The 17,780-nt window shown below is 61.6% G+C and carries 14 protein-coding genes and 6 pseudogenes; 10 read left to right on the top strand and 10 right to left on the bottom strand.

Going from position 1 to position 17,780, the window contains the following annotated elements; all coding sequences use genetic code 11:
• Positions 1–11: 11 nt before the first annotated feature.
• Positions 12–836, bottom strand: a complete 825-nt coding sequence (locus tag ABOC21_RS09920; RefSeq protein ID WP_426815457.1) for an AraC family transcriptional regulator — start codon at positions 834–836, stop codon at positions 12–14.
• Between the two features lie 131 nt (positions 837–967).
• Between ABOC21_RS09920 and ABOC21_RS09915 the strand changes: the two genes are divergently transcribed.
• The 7 genes and pseudogenes from ABOC21_RS09915 (at position 968) to ABOC21_RS09885 (ending at position 6,976) form a co-directional block, all read left to right on the top strand.
• Positions 968–1,708, top strand: coding sequence for an AzlC family ABC transporter permease (locus tag ABOC21_RS09915; protein WP_426814422.1), 741 nt, complete (start codon positions 968–970; stop codon positions 1,706–1,708).
• A 1-nt stretch (position 1,709) separates the two neighbouring features.
• Complete coding sequence (locus ABOC21_RS09910; protein ID WP_426814421.1) at positions 1,710–2,030, top strand: AzlD domain-containing protein; 321 nt, start codon at positions 1,710–1,712, stop codon at positions 2,028–2,030.
• A 178-nt stretch (positions 2,031–2,208) separates the two neighbouring features.
• Complete coding sequence (locus ABOC21_RS09905) at positions 2,209–3,297, top strand: ABC transporter ATP-binding protein (RefSeq protein ID WP_426814420.1); 1,089 nt, start codon at positions 2,209–2,211, stop codon at positions 3,295–3,297.
• Positions 3,290–3,920: pseudogene (locus ABOC21_RS09900) on the top strand (ABC transporter permease). Before ABOC21_RS09905 ends, ABOC21_RS09900 begins: the two are co-directional and overlap by 8 nt.
• A complete protein-coding gene (locus tag ABOC21_RS09895) occupies positions 3,920–4,588 on the top strand; it encodes an ABC transporter permease (RefSeq protein ID WP_426814419.1) in 669 nt (222 codons plus the stop codon). The pseudogene ABOC21_RS09900 and the gene ABOC21_RS09895 overlap by 1 nt, the downstream one beginning before the upstream one ends.
• A gap of 102 nt (positions 4,589–4,690) precedes the next feature.
• Positions 4,691–5,591: pseudogene (locus ABOC21_RS09890) on the top strand (ABC transporter substrate-binding protein).
• A 44-nt stretch (positions 5,592–5,635) separates the two neighbouring features.
• Entirely contained in the window at positions 5,636–6,976 is a 1,341-nt protein-coding gene (locus ABOC21_RS09885; protein WP_426814418.1) for an NtaA/DmoA family FMN-dependent monooxygenase, read from the top strand.
• 35 nt (positions 6,977–7,011) lie between these two features.
• Here the strand turns inward: ABOC21_RS09885 and ABOC21_RS09880 are convergent, their stop codons facing one another.
• The 9 genes and pseudogenes from ABOC21_RS09880 to ABOC21_RS09840 all read right to left on the bottom strand — a co-directional run bounded on the left by ABOC21_RS09880 (position 7,012) and on the right by ABOC21_RS09840 (position 14,227).
• Positions 7,012–7,812: a phosphate/phosphite/phosphonate ABC transporter substrate-binding protein gene (locus ABOC21_RS09880; RefSeq protein WP_426814417.1), complete on the bottom strand. Its 801-nt coding sequence runs from the start codon at positions 7,810–7,812 to the stop codon at positions 7,012–7,014.
• Positions 7,809–8,787: pseudogene (locus ABOC21_RS09875) on the bottom strand (fatty acid desaturase). Before ABOC21_RS09875 ends, ABOC21_RS09880 begins: the two are co-directional and overlap by 4 nt.
• A gap of 142 nt (positions 8,788–8,929) precedes the next feature.
• On the bottom strand, positions 8,930–9,787 hold the full coding sequence (locus ABOC21_RS09870) for a DeoR/GlpR family DNA-binding transcription regulator (protein WP_426814416.1): 858 nt from the start codon (positions 9,785–9,787) through the stop codon (positions 8,930–8,932).
• A 123-nt stretch (positions 9,788–9,910) separates the two neighbouring features.
• Positions 9,911–10,339: a substrate-binding domain-containing protein gene (locus tag ABOC21_RS09865; protein ID WP_426814415.1), complete on the bottom strand. Its 429-nt coding sequence runs from the start codon at positions 10,337–10,339 to the stop codon at positions 9,911–9,913.
• A 34-nt stretch (positions 10,340–10,373) separates the two neighbouring features.
• Positions 10,374–10,601, bottom strand: coding sequence for a hypothetical protein (locus ABOC21_RS09860; RefSeq protein ID WP_426815456.1), 228 nt, complete (start codon positions 10,599–10,601; stop codon positions 10,374–10,376).
• Between the two features lie 31 nt (positions 10,602–10,632).
• On the bottom strand, positions 10,633–10,866 hold the full coding sequence (locus tag ABOC21_RS09855; protein ID WP_426814414.1) for a hypothetical protein: 234 nt from the start codon (positions 10,864–10,866) through the stop codon (positions 10,633–10,635).
• Between the two features lie 88 nt (positions 10,867–10,954).
• Entirely contained in the window at positions 10,955–12,013 is a 1,059-nt protein-coding gene (locus ABOC21_RS09850; RefSeq protein ID WP_426814413.1) for an ABC transporter permease, read from the bottom strand.
• A 23-nt stretch (positions 12,014–12,036) separates the two neighbouring features.
• Positions 12,037–13,577 (bottom strand): annotated as a pseudogene (locus ABOC21_RS09845) (sugar ABC transporter ATP-binding protein).
• A complete protein-coding gene (locus ABOC21_RS09840; protein ID WP_426814412.1) occupies positions 13,574–14,227 on the bottom strand; it encodes a DUF2291 family protein in 654 nt (217 codons plus the stop codon). Before ABOC21_RS09840 ends, ABOC21_RS09845 begins: the two are co-directional and overlap by 4 nt.
• Before the next feature lie 431 nt (positions 14,228–14,658).
• On the opposite strand from ABOC21_RS09840, the pseudogene ABOC21_RS09835 reads away from it, so the two are divergent.
• The 3 genes and pseudogenes from ABOC21_RS09835 to ABOC21_RS09825 all read left to right on the top strand — a co-directional run.
• Positions 14,659–15,873, top strand: a pseudogene (locus ABOC21_RS09835) (FGGY family carbohydrate kinase); the annotation flags it as partial.
• A gap of 145 nt (positions 15,874–16,018) precedes the next feature.
• Positions 16,019–16,222, top strand: a complete 204-nt coding sequence (locus tag ABOC21_RS09830) for a hypothetical protein (RefSeq protein ID WP_426815605.1) — start codon at positions 16,019–16,021, stop codon at positions 16,220–16,222.
• Positions 16,223–16,243: 21 nt separating this feature from the next.
• A pseudogene (locus ABOC21_RS09825) lies at positions 16,244–17,780 on the top strand (glycerol-3-phosphate dehydrogenase).

Raw genomic sequence — 17,780 nt, 5'->3', positions numbered from 1 at the left:
CCTGCCACGGCCTATATCGAGGAGGTTGCAAAGGCGCCGGGCGTAATGCCGAAATGCAGGCGGAAGTATTTAATCAGGTGGCTTTGATCGTAAAACCCGACGTCCGTCGCCACCTGCGCGGCGCCGAAGCCTTTCACCAGCAGCCCTTTGGCTCTGACCAGGCGCAGCTGCGTCAGGTACTGGTGGACCGATAGCCCGGTCTGCGCCTGGAAGGTGCGCATAAAATGGAACTCGCTCAGCCCGGCAACCCCGGCAATCTCCTTGACCGCCAGCGGTTGCTGATAAGCACAGTGTAAAAACTCGATGGCGCGCCGAATGTCGGCGCGGATCGCGTCCCGTCGGCCGCCGCGGGCGCTGCGTCCGGCATAGCGCCCCACCAGCATATTCAGCACCTGGTACATCAGGCACTCTTTTTCCAGCGGGTCGCGGCTGGCGCCAAGCACCGCGGAAGCCTGCAGCATGCTGCGGGCCATAAGCGGATCGTGCCGCATCCCTTCGCCGCCAAAATGGACCTCGCCGCTGCCGGTGAGTACCGTTGCGGCCACCTCATCAATCAGCTGCGCCGAAGGATAAAAGGCGCAGTAATCCCAGCCTTCATCGCGCTGCACCGCTTCGCCGGTGTGCACTTCGCCGGGCATGATCACCATCACCGTCCCCGCCGCCGCGATACCGCGCTCCCGGCAGATGCGCGTGCGCTGGGCGCCGCGGGCGAAAGCGGCAATCACATATTCGTTATGAAAGTGCGGCGGATAGCTGTGTTCGTAGCAGGAGGCGCGGAGGATCTCCATCCCGCCGTGCAGCTCGCTATCCCGCCAGAGCCTGATATCATCCCGCATCTCTTTCACCACATCGGCACCCTTTTTATTGCGCAATATTGCTATTTCAGCCAATGAGCAGGATTTTACTATAGCGATCCTGACGATTTCTTAAGATTATCATTCAGTGACGGACAATTCGGGACTATTTGATGTTGATGAACAAGAAGACCTCGCCCAGGGATGAGGCCGCGACGGAGTTTCGCGCAGGGATTATCGCCTGCCTGCCAACCATCCCCGGCTACTGGAGCATCGGGTTTGCCGCCGGGGCGATCGGCACATTATCCGGGTTCACCACCGCGCAGACGGCTTTACTGGCGAGCGCGCTGTACGCGGGCTCCGCCCAGTTCCTGTTTTATTCGCTGTGGGCCACCGGCGCCGAAGTCGCCTCGGTGGTGCTGAGCGTGCTGCTGGTGAACCTTCGCTACCTGCTGATGAGCTCCGCCATGAGCGTGTTCTTTCGGGAATACAGCAGCGGGCAAAAAATTATCAGCGGACTGCTGCTGACCGACGAAACCTTCGGCGTCGCGGTCCAGCGCGGCAGCGCGCACAACAAAGTGCCCTACGCGTGGATGCTCGGGCTGAATGTCGCCGCGTGGCTGAACTGGATCCTCGCCTGCGTGGTGGGCGCAGGCTTAGCCTCCACCCTTCCGCCGTCGCTGATGGAGGGGCTGAGCTTCAGCCTGGTGTCAATGTTTATCGGACTGGTGCTGATGATCTGGTTTGCCAGCCGCCGCAAGGCGCTGGAGGCTTTCAGCATTGCGACGGCGGTGGTCATCACGCTGCTCACCGCCGGCCACGCCGATATGAGCGTGGTGGTCATCGTGGCGGCGTCGGTCGCGGCAACGCTGGCGACGCTCGGGCTGCGCCTGACATCCAAAGGAGAAAAATAAGATGGAACGCAATATCCTCCTTGCCATTCTCGCCTCCGCGCTGGTCACCGCGCTGATGCGCACGGTACCGGTGTTACTGCTTTCGCGATTTCGCCTGGCGCCGGTTATCCAGCAGTGGCTGGGCTTTATTCCGTCAGCCATTATGGCGGCAATTATCGCCGCCGAGCTGCTCGGCAAACCGGCGCTGAGCGGCTCGGGCATCAGCATTTCGCTGCTGGCCGCCGCCGCCGCGACGGTGGCCGGCGTCTTCACCCGCAGCCTGTTTGCCACGGTAATTGCGGGGATGGTCGCTTTTTCCACACTGAGCTATCTGCTGCTTTAATTATGCTCCTGGGCCACGCTCTGCGTGGCCTTTTCATTATCAGTTCTCCCCGCCGCGTTAAATTCAAATAGCGGCATTGCAAATGCAAATATCATATTTGCTCGTTAATCCCCGCCTCTGTAGCTTGTAGTTTATTCATGCTTTCCATGAAATAAACTTCAGGGCGCGATGGCGGCAAATGATTAGACTCGAAAATATCCATAAGACCTACCCCGGCAGCGCGCATGCGGCAATTAGCAACCTTAATTTGACGATTAATAGCGGCGAACTGTGCACCTTCGTTGGCCCCAGCGGCTGCGGTAAAACCACTCTATTACGGATGATTAATCAGCTCGATAAGCCGGACTCTGGTTATGTCTATGTGCAGGGGGTGAAAATAGCCGACAGCGATATTATCCAGGTACGGCGCAAAATTGGTTTTGTCATGCAAAGCGCGGCGTTATTTCCGCACCGCACGGTGGCGCAAAATATCGCCACGGTGCCGCGTCTGCTCGGCTGGAGCAAAACGCAGATCCGCGCGCGCATCACCGAACTGGTCGATTTAATGTCGCTGGACCGCCTGCTTCTTGAGCGCTATCCGCACCAGCTTTCAGGCGGCCAGCAGGGCCGCGTCGCCATCGCCAGGGCGCTGGCGGCCGACCCGCCGGTGCTGCTGATGGATGAGCCCTTTGCCGCCATCGACCCGCTGGTGCGCGAGCGCCTGCAGGACGAGCTGCTGCTGCTCCAGCAGCGGCTGCATAAAACGATCGTGCTGGTGACCCACGATATTAACGAGGCCATCCGCCTGGGCGACAGAATTGCCATTTTCGCAGAGGGCGGCGTGCTGGCGCAGTTTGCCTCCCCGGATCATATTTTATCGCACCCGGCCAGCGAGTTTGTCCGCCGCTTTATTGGTCCCGAGCCCAATCTTAAGCGGCTGGGCATGATTCAGGTCGGCCAGCTTCCGCGTCACGACGTGGCGCTGGTCGATGAGCACTATGCGCCGATCGCCAGCCGCCACCCGACGCTCAGCAGCCCGCTGCAGCTGATCCTCGACAAGCACCAGCGCCCGCTGCAGTGGTTCGATCCGCACAGGCGCATCTCGCTGCCCATCACCCAGCCGCTGGCCGCGCTGCATAGCCTGCGCTTTGCCTACAGCGCCCTGCTGGATGCGCCGGGCGGCGTGCTGGTGCACGTCGACGACAGCGGAAAATATCAGGGCGCCGTTTCGTACTCGCTGCTCCAGCACGTACTGGATGGTCTGGTGGAAATTCGTCGCTATGGTTGACTGGCAGTGGATCCTCGATAACCGAATGACGATCGGCGCGCTGCTGTGGCAGCATACCCAGCTGGTGGCCATCTCGCTGTTTTTTGGCACCCTGCTGACGGGATTACTGATTGGGCTAACCCTGCGCTGGCCGCGGGCCGCGCAGCCCCTGCTCTATCTCTGCGGGTTCCTGTTTACGATCCCTTCGCTGGCGCTGTTCATTTTACTGCTGCCGTTTACCGGCCTGTCGCTGACCACCTCGGTCATCGGCCTGACGCTCTACTCCCTGCTGATCCTGCTGCGCAACACCCTTGCCGGCATCGAGAAGCTGCCGGCGGCGGTGCTGGAGTCGGCCCGCGCGCTGGGCTACACCCGCGGCTACCGCTTTTTCGATATCGAGCTGCACCTGCTGGCGCCGTCGCTGTTTGCCGGCCTGCGCATCGCCTCCGTCACCCTTGTGGGGCTGGTGACGGTGACCGCGCTTATTGGTCAGGGCGGGCTGGGACAGACTGCTGCTGGCGGGGTTTAACCAGGATTTTATTACTCCTGTTATTGTCAGCCTGGCGTTGAGCCTCGCGCTGTCGCTGTTATTTGACTCGCTGATAGCCCGCGTTGGCTATTGGCTTACGCCCTGGACACGCTGATGGATATCATACAGGCCACGCTGCGCTGGTTTTTGCAGCCCGAACACTGGCTCGCCGACGACGGTATTCTGGTACGCCTGCGGGAGCATATTTACTACGTGACGCTGAGCATGCTGATCGCCTCCGCCATTGCCCTGCCCACCGGCATCGCTCTTGGCTACTGGCGTAAAGGCGCCTTTGTGATTATTAACTTATTTAATATCGGCAGGGCCATTCCGGCGCTGGGATTAATTCTGCTGTGCATTCTGCTATTCGGCTTTAACGATATTCCGCTCTTCGCCGCGCTGGTCGCCATGTCCATTCCGCCGATTCTGACCAACGCCTGGGTCGGGATCTATCACGCCGACCGCCAGCTGTGCGATGCGGCGAAGGCGCTGGGCATGACGCCGCTGCAAAGCCTTTGGCAGCTGCGGATCCCGCTGGCCGCACCGCTTATTTTTGCCGGGATGCGCACCGCGCTGGTACAGCTTATCGCCACCGCCGTCGTCGCCGCCTATGCCGGCCTCGGCGGTCTCGGCCGGTTTCTGATTGACGGCCTCGGCCAGCGCGATATTCCGCAGGTCATCGCCGGTGCGCTGGTAGTCTCCCTGCTGGCCATCGGTAGCGAACTGCTCTTTTCACTGATTGACCGGCGCTTCACCCATACTATCGGCACGCCGGAGTATTAATTTTTTATCACCCTTCGCCGCGCCCCGAATATTCCACCCGGGGCCGGCGTACCCGTGGCTAACTTAACCCATCACGGATATTTATTCACCTAGCGAGGCACTATGCAGAATAGACTGACGTTCCCTTTTCACCATCGCCGTTTTCGCCTGTCACTATTAGCCGTCGGGTTATTCAGCCTGAGCTTTAGCTCATTAGCGGAAAGCGTCACGATCGGCGGCGCTAATTTTACCGAGAGCTCGATTCTCGCTAATATTTACGCCAGCGCGCTAAAGAAAAATAATATTGAGGTCAGCACCCGACTTAATCTCGGCAACCGCGAGATTATTATTCCGGCATTAAAGAGCGGCGAAATTGATATTGTGCCGGAGTATCTTGGCGCCCTGCTTAATTATTACGACGGTAAAACCCTGGCCACCAGCCAAAGCGATGTCAGCGCCGAGTCTGGCTAAAGCCCTGCCCGCCGACTTCGCGCTGCTGACGCCTTCGCCGGCGACCTCGATTACCGCGTGGGCGGTTCGTGCCGACACGGCGAAAAAGTACGGTCTGAGCAAGCTCTCCGACCTGCAGCCGATCGCTCATCAGCTGACGATCGGCGGGCCGCCGGAGCTGGCGGTGCGCGCGCTCGGCCTGCCGGGGCTTAAGCGCGTCTATGGTCTCGAATTTAAGGCGGTAAAATCCCTCGATATGGGCGGGCCGCTGACTCGCCTGGCGCTCAACTCCGGCAAAATCGACGTCGCGACGGTTATCTCCACCCAGGGCAACCTGGCGAAAGAGGACTGGGTAGTGCTGGACGACGATAAGCACGAGCAGCCGAGCCAGAACGTGGTGCCGCTGGTGCGTAAAGCCAGCCTGACGCCGACGGTGAGCAAGGTGCTGAATGACGTTTCCGGCAAGCTGAACAACGCCACCCTGATTGAGCTCAATCAGCAGGTCGATCTGCAGCATAAAGACCCGGCCGCCGTGGCTGAAGCGTGGGTCAATAGCCATCTGGCAAACCGCTAATCTCTCCCTGCCAGGGATCGGCAATAACCGGAACGAGCCGCACAATGTCTGAAAATCATATGATTCTGAACCTGTTTTTCTTTAATCCGCAGGGGGATTACCGTTTCTCATGGCGCCATCCGCAGGCGCCGGGCAAAGAGATTTTTACCCTCGGCTACTACGCAGAGCTGGCGAAGAAAGCCGAGGCCGCCACTCTCGACGCCATTTTCATCGCCGACCACATCGCCATCTGGGATACGGTACCCAGCGGCTTAACCCACTACGCCAACGCGCGGCTGGAGCCCATCACCCTGCTCGCCGCGCTGGCCGCCGTGACCGAACATATCGGCCTGATGGGCACCGCCTCAACCTCCTACAACGAGCCTTACAATCTTGCCCGCTATTTCGCCTCGCTGGACTTCCTCAGCGGCGGCCGGGCGAACTGGAACGTGGTCACCTCGTGGCTGGAAGAGGAAGCGGCGAACTTCGGCCTCGACCAGCTTCCGCAGCACGGCAACCGCTACCAACGCGCCGGAGAATTTATCGATGTCGTCACCCGGCTTTGGGACTCCTGGGAGGACGGTGCCGTGCTGTATGACAAAAGGCGCGGCCTGTTTGCCGATTCGCATAAGGTGCACCATCTCAACCATCGCGGCGAGTTCTTTAACGTTCGCGGGCCGCTCAACGTCCCGCGCCCGCCGCAGGGTCATCCGGTGCTGGTCCAGGCGGGGTCTTCCGAGGCGGGGAAAAACCTCGCCGCGGCGTGGTCAGATATGCACTTCGTGTTTATTCAATCCATTGCCGAGGGGCTGGCCTATCGCCAGGAGATGAATCAGCGGCTGCGGGACTACAGTCGCGATCCGGCGCACTTTAAAATCATCGCCGGCGTTCTGCCCGTGGTGGTCAATTCCGACGCAGAGAAGGAGGAGCGGCAGCGGCTTAACGAGCGTTTAATGAGCGACCAGATGGCGATAGATCTGCTCTCATCCTATCTGCGTATGGATTTAAGCGCCAATTCGCCGGACCAGCCCCTGCCGCCGCTGCCGGATGAGGAGACGTTTGACGGCATCCGCACCGCGCTGCGGCTTATCCGTAACTACGATCCCAGCCTGACCGTTCTGCAGCTGGGTCGCCTGCTGCTGCAAAGCTCAGACAGCTGGCTGCTAATCGGCAGCGCGGAGGAGGTCGCCGCAGCGCTAACTGCCACCTGGCGCGCTGGCGCGGCGGACGGTTTTAACCTGATGTTCCCGCTGCTGCCGGGGGATTTCGATCGCTTTGTCGACCAGGTGGTGCCGATTTTGCAGCGTAACGGCGCGATGCGCACCAGCTACCCGCCGGGCACGCTGCGGGAGAAGCTAGGCCTGCCGACGGCGGAAAACCGCTTTGCCGCGGCGGGTCCGCGCTAGCCCGTGCCGAAGGAGGCTCAGCCTCCTTCACAAACCTACAGCCGGGCCACGCCGCTGGCCGCCGCCTCATCGCGCCACGCCAGCAGCTGCGCATAAGGCCGGCGCGTCACAACGCTAAAATCGGCGATCAGCTGCGCCTCGCAAATATCCCGGTACTGCGCCCCGCTAACCAGCTGATGCAGCCCCTCGCGTAAAATCGCGATCGTCGCCGGCGGCGTATCTTTGCCGCTAATCAGCGGCAGCCCCGGCGCCAGCGGACTGCGTCCGATAACGCTCAACCCGGTAAGCAGCGCCGGTTCGTGGCGCTGCAGCAGCGCCCAGCTGACGCAGTCAATCGCCGCGATATCGGCGGTTCCCTGCTGTAATTCAATCAGCGACTGGCGGTGGCTGCCGCTCCAGCGCACGGCGGAAAAAAACCGGCCGCTCTCAGCCAGCGGCGCCACCATTTTCCGCAGCGCGTTGTAGCCGGACTGGGAGTCTGGCGAATTACACACCGCCCGCCGCTGGCGAAAATCCGCCAGCGTCCGATGCTGATTCGCCGCCTGGCTCACCAGCAGGCTGCGGTAGTTCGCCCCTTCACAGCCCGCAGCGGCGTAGTGAAAGCAGCCGACGATCTGCACCTCCGGGAGCCGGGTCACCAGCGGATAGCCGCAGGTCTGGCTCAGCAGCAGCTGCGGATCGTCCCAGTGGCTCAGCAGCTCCTCCCGGGGCCAGCGGGTCGGCAGGTCGTCCACCGCCACCCCGCGGGCCGCGAGGATCTCGCGCAACGCCCGCCACAGCGCCCGCGTCTCTTCATGATTAACCGCATACATGGGAAAATCGATAACGTTACTCATGGCTCTCCCCCGCCGCTCTGCTTTTTCACGCCGGGATGGGCGTTGACCTCTACCGCGCGAAACAAAAAGCGCCGCAGCCATTCGCCATAGCCGCGCACCAGAAAGCCATGGTTACGCTGCCGGTAGCTCTCCCGTTCGAGCAGATAAAGTTTGCGTAATCCGTACCAGGGCACCCCCGGCAGGTCGTGATGGACTGAATGATAGTTCAGGTTAAGAAACAGCACCCGCCACGGCAGTCCCGCCTCATTAATCACCGATCGCGCCAGCGGATCGTCGGCGGCCCGATGCTCAAGGAAGGAGCGAACCTTGGTAAGCGCCAGCGCCGGATAGCTGACGACGGCGACATAATAGAGCGGCGAAAACTCGACGCGCGCCATCAGCGCAAACAGGCCGGCCAGCAGCAGACCGTGGATAGCCCACATCGCCATCGCCGCCTTCTGGCGAAAGCGAAAGGCGCGCCACGCGCTGACGAGCGTTTGCCCGATATCCAGCAGCGGCGCCAGCAGCAGCCGTCCGGCAAAAGTGTTGCGCAGGTGAATCACCCGGCGCTGCCAGGGCGCGAAACGCCGCCAGCTCTCGGCGGTAAAATAGTAGGATTCAGGGTCATCGACCGGTATCGTGAGATGGTGATTATCGTGGTGCGCGAGATGCGAATCCCGGTACAGGCCGTAGGGATACCACACCGCCAGCGGCAGGAGGCCCAGCAGACTGATTCAGCCGCGGCCAGCGCGTCGGGTGGCCGTGTATCAGCTCATGCTGTAAAGACATATACCAGGCGCTAAACCAGATCAGCAGCAGCGTCGCCGGCAGCAGCCCCAGGGTTTGCCAGTACGCGAGGGAGGCAAACCAGCCGCCGTAGATGGTGATAATCAGCAGCCAGGTCGGCAGTTCGCTGCGCCATAAGCGGCTGCGGGAAAGCTGATGAATCAGGTCGCGCTGCTGGGGGTGCAAATAGACAGACTTTTTTTGGGCCATTACTGCAAATACCGTTTCCGCGTGATCTTTTATCCCTCGAAGATGTGAGATAACGCGGAAAATAACAAAGTATTTAAATGGCTTAGCTTTGCCAGAAACGTGAGTTAAGCCGGCTGCGCCCGGTGAGCGCTCCCCCGACGATTTACTTCAGCGACGGCGCCGGCTTCATCGGCGCCACCACCACGTTCACCCCCAGCTCGCGCATCCGGTTGAGCGCCGGGAGGGGGATGCCCTGATTGACAATCACCACGTCAAACTCGCTAAGATCGGCAAACCGGTGCAGCGCCCGGCGTTCGAATTTAGTGTGATCCATCAGCAGAATACGCTGCTGCGCCGATTCAAACATCGCGCGCTTGGTTTCGACCATTTCGGCAGATTGATGAAAGACGGCGTCATCCACGATCGCCGACATGCTGAGGAAAAACATATCCGCGCGCAGCCCGGCGATCTCGCTGCGCGTCATGTGCCCCATAAAGGCGTTGCACCAGTTGTGCAGCTGTCCGCCAAGGCCGAGCAGGGTGATATCCGGCAGGCCTTTGAGCTCGCCCATCAGGGTCAGCGAGTTGGTGATGATGGTCTGCGGCGCCCTGGCGGGCAGCAGGCGCGCCATCTGAAAGACGGTGGTCGAGTCGTCGAGAAAAGTGGACTGCCCCGGTTCCAGGTAGCTGACCGCCACTTCGGCGATAGCCTGCTTCTCTTCCAGCTGGCGGGTTGAACGGTAGATATCGCTGGACTCCACCAGGCTGGTGGGCGTGGCCGACACCACGCCCCGGGATTTATGCAGCAGGCCGCGTTCAACCAGTTCGTCAATATCGCGGTGGGCGGTCATCAGGCTAATGCCAAACCGCTCGGTGATATCCTCAATCCGAATCGCCCCTTCGACCATGACGGCTTCGACAATCAGCTGGCGACGCGCGCGCTGGCGGGCCTGACGGCTGTCGCCAGGCAGCCCTTCCGCCAGAAAAGCGTTGAGTGAATGATCCTGAGTAAATTGCGTCATAGTTCGTCCATAAAAAGATCGGTAAAGGGCCTGAACAGCGTCAATTACAGCGCTATAGCCGCCATACTTCAAGCGGCTTTCGCGCAAAGGGGCGGCGGGCGCCCCGATGCGCAGACTACGCGGTCATTCGGAGAGGATAAACGGAGAGGTCATCTTCGCGGCGTTATCTTTGGTTATCAGGACGCAGTCAAAGAGCTGCTTCTCCGCCGCGGCGCCGGTCTTGCCCGTTTTCAGGAAGGTATCGGCCTGCTCCACTGCCCTGGCGGTAAAGGTCGCCACCGGCTGCATGACGGTGTAGGCCAGGCTCCCCGCCTTCACCGCATCGACCGCGTCCGGCGAGCCGTCAAAACCGCCGACCGTCACCTGACTGAGCTTTCCGGCCTCCTTCAGCGCGGCGATCGCGCCGAGCGCCATCTCATCGTTACCGCTGATGACGCCCTTAACGTTCGGATTGGCCTGCAGCAGGGACTGCATCTTGTTAAAGCCCTGGGTGCGATCCCAGTTCGCCACCTCCGAGCCGACCTTCTTCAGGTCCGGATACTGGCCGAGCACGGTTTCGAAGCCGTTGGCGCGGGTGGCGGCGTTGTTATCGGACGGCGGCCCCTTCGAGCTCGACGTAGTCGCCGCTGTCGCCGACCTGCTGCACCCACTGCTGGGCTCCCAGCGCGGCGCCCTGGGCGTTGTTGGAAACCAGCTGCGCTTTCGCCAGCCCGCTTTGATTCAGCTCGGCGTTGATAATAAACACCGGGATGTGGGCGGCGATGGCTTTTTTCACCGAGCCGATAGAGCCGTCGGCGTTCGCCGGGTCGAGGATAATCGCTTTTGATTTATTGGTGATCGCCGTATCAATCAGACTGGCTTTCGGTATTGGTATCGCCTTTATGGGCGCTGACCTTCGCGGTGTAGCCGAGCTTCTCCGCCGTTTTTTGCGCCACCTGGCCCTCCGTCAGCCAGTAGGGGTTGGAGGGGTCGTTAACGATAATCGTCATCAGCCCGTCGGCCCACGTTGGCGTAGAGAGTGCGGTTAACGCCGCGGCGGCGGCAACGAGGATAAAACGCTTGCTGTTATCAAACATCATAGTGGTAGTGCTCCGTTATTTTAGGGTACAGGTACGGATTAACGTCAGAACGGATACGGCCCGGCCTCCGCTGCGGACAAGTTTCGGGCTAGCGGCCGCGCCGGCCGTATTGCAGGGTGTTCAGCAGCACCGCCAGCACGATCACCGCGCCGGTAAACACCGTCTGCCAGTAGGCGGAGACGCCGATAATCACCAGACCATCGGAGAGGAAGCCGATAACGAAAGCCCCCAGCAGGGTGCCGCGCACGTTGCCGCGCCCGCCGGTCAGCGCCGCGCCGCCGATCACCACCGCGGCGATCGCCGTCAGCTCGTAGGTGGTTCCGGCGGTGGGCCCGGCGGAGGTCAGCTGCGAAGAGAGCACCAGCCCGGCCATCGCCGCGCAGATCCCCGACAGCACGTAGACGCTGATTTTGACGCGCTTAACCGGCACGCCGGATAGCTCCGCGGCGCGCTCGTTACCGCCGGAGGCGTACAGCCAGCGGCCAAACGCGGTGCGGCTCAGCAGAAAGCCGCAGGCCAGCGCCGCCGCCCCCAGCACCAACACGCCGACGGGAATGTTAAAAATACGGTTGAACCCCAGCCAGTCGAAGCCGGTATTCCCCAGCTCCGCCGCGCCGGAGAGCTTGTTGTAGGTCAGGCCGTTGGTCATCAGCAGCGCCACGCCGCGGGCCACGTACAGCGAGCCAAGCGTGGCGACGAACGCCGGCACCCGGCACCAGGCGATCAGCACGCCGTTGATCAGCCCCACCAGCGCCCCGACGACGAGGGTCAGAAGAGCCACCGCCCACACCGGCAGATAGAGCACCACGCCGGCCGCATCGAGGTGAATGCCCTGCATCATATAGCCGGCGCAGACCCCCGCGAGGCCCAGCGTGGAGCCCACGGACAAATCAATGCCGCCGTTGAGAATAACCAGCAGCATGCCGATGGCCGGCAGGCCAAAAATGGCGACATGGGAGGCCATGGTGAGGAAGTTGGCGCCGCTTAAATAGTTCGGCGACAGGAACGAGAACACGACGATAATCAGCAGCAGGGCGAAAAAGGCGCGCCCCTCCAGCAAAATACGCGCCACGCTCATCCCTTTATTTGCCCGGCCGGCGCGCGCCGGCTGCGTAACGGGGCTTAACGACTGAGTTCTGTCGGTCATGGTTTCTACTCCAGGTTTTATTTTCATGCCACCAGCGACTCGCCGGAGGCCGCCATGATGCGTTCTTTGCTTATGTTGGCGTCAAACACGGCCGCAATCCGGCCTTTGTTCATCACCACAATTCGGTGGGCAATGCTTAAACACTCCCCCACTTCCGAGGTGGAGTAGACCACCGCCAGCCCCTGCCTGGCGTTCTCCGCCAGCAGCCGAAAGACTTCGGCTTTGGCGCCGATATCGATCCCGCGGCTGGGTTCATCGAGTAAAATCACCCTCGGCCGGGTGGCGAGCATTTTGCCGATCACCACCTTCTGCTGGTTGCCTCCGGAGAGCGAACCGATCGCCGCCTCCCCGCCGGCCGTTTTTACCGTCACGTTGCGAATGCTGGCGTCAATCAGACTGCTTTTCCCGCCGCGTGGAGAGCACCATGCCGCGAATAAACTCGCCGATGCTGGCGAGGGTCAGGTTTTCCCCCACCGACATGGTTTGCACCAGCCCGTCGCGCTGGCGATCCTCAGGCACCAGCGCCAGGCCGCTGGCGATGCGCTGCGCAATCGACAGGCCCGAGATGTCGCCGCCGCGCAGCGAAATCGTCCCCGCCGACTGCTTTAAGCGCCCGGCGATGCACTCCATCAGGCTCGGTCCGCCCCGCGCCCATCAGGCCATAAATGCAGACAATCTCCCCGGCGCGAACCGTCAGCGACAGGTTGTCCACCAGCCGAATGCCGGCTTTGCCTTTTACCGTCAGGTCGCTGACCGCCAGCGCGGTTTCGCCGAACGCATAGCCCTCCGGCGGCGAGCCGAGATCGAAGCTGTCGCCCACCATGTTGCGCACTACCCAGTCGAGGTCGATCTCATCCCGGCGGGCCCAGGCCGTCATCACGCCGTCGCGCAGCACCACCGCGCGGTCGGTTATCTCCAGCGCCTCCTCGAGGTGGTGGGAGATATAGACGATCGCCACCCCCTGGCTGGTGAGGTCGCGAATCACCTGGAACAGCACGCTGACCTCCGCGGCGCTCAGCGCCGAGGTGGGTTCATCCATAATCAGAATTTGCGAATCCACCGACAGCGCCCGCGCAATCTCGACGATCTGCTGCTGGCCAAGACGTAAGTTTTCCACCAGCGCCAGCGGCTCAATCCCCTCCTCCAGCGACTTCATCAGGTGGGCGGTCAACCGCGTCTCTTCGGCATAATCGACGCCGCCCGGCTTCATGATTTCGCGGCCAATAAAGATGTTGTCGCGAACGTTCATGTTCGGCGCCAGGTTCAGCTCCTGGTGGATAATCGAGATGCCGCTGTCCCGCGCATCGCTGGCGGAGCTGAAGACCTTCACCTCGCCGTCGAGCACGATTTCGCCGCTGCTTGGCGTAATCACGCCGGAGAGAATCTTCATCAGCGTCGATTTTCCGGCGCCGTTCTCACCAAACAGCGTGGTAACCTCGCCGCGGCGAATATCAAAGTTGACGCCTTTGAGGGCGTGGGTGGAGCCATAGACTTTGCTCACGTTGCGCGCCGAAAGAATAATCTCGCCCTTCAGCAGCGACGGATGCAGCTTGGGTTGTTTCATTTAACCTCCAGGCTGACCGGCGTAACCAGCCAGTTATTGGGCGTCAGCAGCCGAAATACGCCGACGACGGCGACGTCCTTTCCAGGGAGCGCCTGACGATCGAGGGTATCGAGCAGCGTGGTTTTCAGCGTCCGGTTGAGAGCCGCGCCGGCGTTCTGGTACTCAATCTGGTTAGTAAAGTCACCAAACTGGATAGTGCCGGTGGCGTCCCGCAGCTCCGTGCCGGTTAACACCGGCCCCGTCTGCAGGCGCACCTTCCAGCCCTCGGGAAGCCCCGGCACCGCGACGCTAAAGATCCCCGCCTTCTCGCTGCCCACCACGCCCTGAAAACGCACCGCGATCGTCGGCAGCGTGGCGCCAACGCCATATTTTTTTATCGCCGCCTGCGGGTCGGCCTTTAAAGCAGCAGCCAGCTCGCTCGCCTCCACCGCGCGGCTTTCAACGGCGCGCTTAATGACGGGGAAGGTTTTATCGCCGTAGGTTTCGACGGAGAACCCCTGCCCCTGCGCCGCCGCGCCGGAGTCCGTTTTGACAATTTTGGTATCCGCCGCAATAGCGGCGATCGCCGCCGCGACGACGGCGCCGGTTAGCGCGTAGCGGCGCATGCGCTGACGCGAGTGCCGGACAGAGAGAGCGGAAACACCGGACATAATGTTGACCTCACAGAGAGTTAGCGTTGACGCCGATAGGGCACCTTTATGTTATAGATACGATAACTATATGTGATGAGAATTGTTCGTTTGTTGCACGGTTGTCAACATGGGTTTGAGTTTTTTCTACAGACCGCGATCTGGATCGAAGATTTTAAAACCACAGAAAAAGCGCAACAAAAGGAGGATTTAAGGCGATTAACAGCGATATCCGGCTTCAGTAAAACGTTAAAACCGTGATCGTCGCCGCTTTCTCAATTGAAATTTATTACATAAAAAGAAAAATAATACATTGGTGGTGTTAACTATGTGATAGATAGTGTATGAAGTTATGTATCAAAACAATCACACTTCATTAACACACTGGTGACGACCGATGAACATTCTCTCTCTTCCTCTCCGAGGAGTACACCGGCGCTGCGGAGGCATCGATGGATAATCGCGACATTATTCTGGGGCTCGATTCGGGCACCTCGGTGGTCAAAGCGGTGGCTTTCGATCTCGAAGGGGAGCAGCTGGGCTGCGCTTCCGCGCGTAACAGCTATCGCCGGGCGGAAGGCGGCGCGGCGCTGCAGTCAATGAGCAAGACCTGGGAGGATGCGGTCGACGCAATACGCCGGCTGGGCGAACGCATCGAGAACCTAGCCGCCCGCGTGGTCGCCGTGGCGGTCACCGCCCAGGGCGATGGCACCTGGCTGGTGGGGGCCGGAAACCGGCCGGTTGACGACGCCTGGATTTGGCTCGACGCCCGGGCGGCGCCGACGGTTGAGCGGCTGAAGCGTTCGCCGCTGGCGCGCACGCGCTTTGAGGCGACGGGAACCGGTCTGAATACCTGCCAGCAGGGACCTCAAATGGCGCATATGGATCGCTATCATCCCGAGCTGCTGGATAAGAGCGAAGTGGCCCTGCACTGCAAGGACTGGCTCTATCTTAACCTGACCGGCGTGCGCGCCACCGATCCGTCGGAAGCCAGCTTCACCTTCGGCAACTTCCGCAGCGGGCGCTACGATCCGCAGGCCATCGCCGCGCTGGAGCTGGAGCACCGTCGCCATTTGCTGCCGGAGATCGTCGATGGAACAGAAACGACGCATCCGCTTAGCGCCGCGGCCGCCGCGGCGACCGGCCTGCGGGCAGGCACCCCCGTGAGCCTCGGCTACGTAGATATGGCGATGACCGCGCTCGGCGCCGGAGTGCACACCGGGACGGCAAACAGCGCCTGTTCCATCGTCGGTTCAACCGGGGTTCATCTGCGCGCGGTCCCCACCGCCGAGGTCTGGCTCAACCCGCAGCAAACCGGGTACGTCATTCCCCTGCCCTGGCCGGGCTACGTCACCCAGGTGCAGACCAATATGGCCTCAACCCTGAACCTCGACTGGCTGCTGCACGTCGCCAGCGATCTGCTCAACGACTTCGGCTGCGAGGTTGACCACGCCAGGCTGGTGGGGCATATCGACCGCTGGCTGAGCGAAGCGAAGCCCGGCAGCCTGCTGTATCACCCCTACATTTCCGAAGCCGGCGAGCGCGGCCCCTTCGTCAACGCCGAGGCCCGCGCCAGCTTTGTCGGGCTGAGCTACAGCCAGGGCTTCGGCGACATGGTGCGGGCGGTGATTGAGGGCATCGGTTTCGCCGCCCGCGACTGCTATCAGGCGATGGGCCGCAGCATGCCCGAAGAGCTGCGGCTGACCGGCGGGGCCATTCGCTCGCCGCAGCCTGCGGCAGATCCTCGCGGCCTGCGTCGGCGTACCGGTGCGCAGCAGCCGTCGGGAAGAGGCCGGCGCCGCGGGAGCGGCGATGATGGCGGCGGTGGCGATCGGCGCCTATCCCAGCATGGCGCGCTGCGTCGAAACCTGGGTGACGCCGCTGCTTGACGCTCCGGAAACCCCCTCTCCCGCGCTGGTTGAGCGCTATCAGCACCTTTTTCACAGCTACCAGCGGGTTCGCAGCGAACTGCCGCCGGTCTGGCACGCCTTGCGGCAGCCTGGCGCGGGCCGTTAACCGGATTAATGGAGTCCCAAAATGAGTGAAAAGATCCTCGATTTATTTGTCATTGGCGGCGGCATCAACGGCGCGGGCATCGCGCGCGACGCCGCCGGGCGCGGCCTGTCGGTCATGATGTGCGAGAAGGACGATCTGGCGCAGGGCACCTCGTCGCGCTCCGGCAAGCTGGTGCACGGCGGCCTGCGCTACCTGGAATATTATGAGTTTCGCCTGGTGCGGGAAGCCCTGATCGAGCGCGAGGTTCTGCTGCAATCCGCGCCGCACATCATCTGGCCGATGCGCTTCGTTCTGCCGCACAGCCCGATCGATCGCCCGGCGTGGCTGGTGCGCCTCGGCCTGTTTCTCTACGACAATCTCGGCGGGCGCAAAAAGCTGCCCGGTACCCGCACCCTCGATTTGCACCGCGACCCGCAGGGCGATCCCATACTTGATCAGTATGCGAAGGGCTTCGAATATTCGGACTGCTGGGTTGACGACGCCCGGCTGGTGGTGCTTAACGCCCGGGACGCAGCCGAGCGCGGCGCCACCATCCGCACCCGCACCCGCTGCGTCGCGGCGAAACGCGCCGGGGGGGCCTGGGAAATTACCCTGCAGAATACGCTGACCGGCGCGCAGGAAACCGTCCGCGCCAGGGCGCTGGTCAACGCCACCGGCCCGTGGGTGCTGGATATCATTACTCAGGTCACCCGCACCCGCAGCAGGCGCAGCGTCCGCCTGGTTAAAGGCTCCCACATCATCGTCGATAAGTTTTGGCAGGGACAGCAGGCGTATCTGATCCAGAACCACGATAAGCGGGTGATTTTTATTAACCCCTATGAAGGCGATAAAGCGCTGATTGGCACCACCGATATTCCCTGGGAGGGCGACGCCGACTCGGTTAGCGCCGACGACCGCGAGCAGCAGTATCTGATTGACGCCGTTAACCGCTATTTCAAAATCAAGCTGCGGGATGAGGATGTCATCACCCGCTTCTCCGGCGTTCGTCCGCTGTTTGACGATGGCAAGGGCAACCCCTCCGCCGTCACCCGCGACTACGTTTTCGATCTTGATGAACAGCAGCAGACTGCCGATACTGCATATCTTCGGCGGAAAAATCACCACCTTCCGCAAGCTGGCCGAACACGCCGTACAAAAGCTGGCGCCCTATTTCCCGCAGATGGGGGGCGACTGGACCCGCGGCGCCACGCTGCCCGGGGGCGAAATCGCCAACGCCGACTTTGATACCTTCCTGCAGACGCTAAAAGAGCAGTTTCCCTGGCTTCCGGCGCCGCTGCGCGGGCACTACGCCCGACTGTATGGCGCCAGATTGCCGCAGCTGCTGGGCGACGCCCGCAGCCTGCAGGATTTAGGGCAGCATTTTGGCGGCCTGCTGTACGAAGCCGAAGCCCGCTATCTGATCGAAAACGAGTGGGCGCAACAGGCGGAGGATATTTTATGGCGCCGCACCAAGCACCGGCTGCATCTGACCGGGGAGCAGCAGCGGCGCTTTAGCGACTGGTTCGCCCTGAACTCGACGCCCCTCGCCGAGGCGCCGCCTCGCGCCCGGGCCGGTTAA

Source organism: Klebsiella sp. WOUb02, from assembly GCF_050058015.1.
Classification (GTDB): domain Bacteria; phylum Pseudomonadota; class Gammaproteobacteria; order Enterobacterales; family Enterobacteriaceae; genus Klebsiella.
Note: the sequence above shows the minus strand (reverse complement) of the source record. Positions and strands in the feature narration are given on the sequence as shown.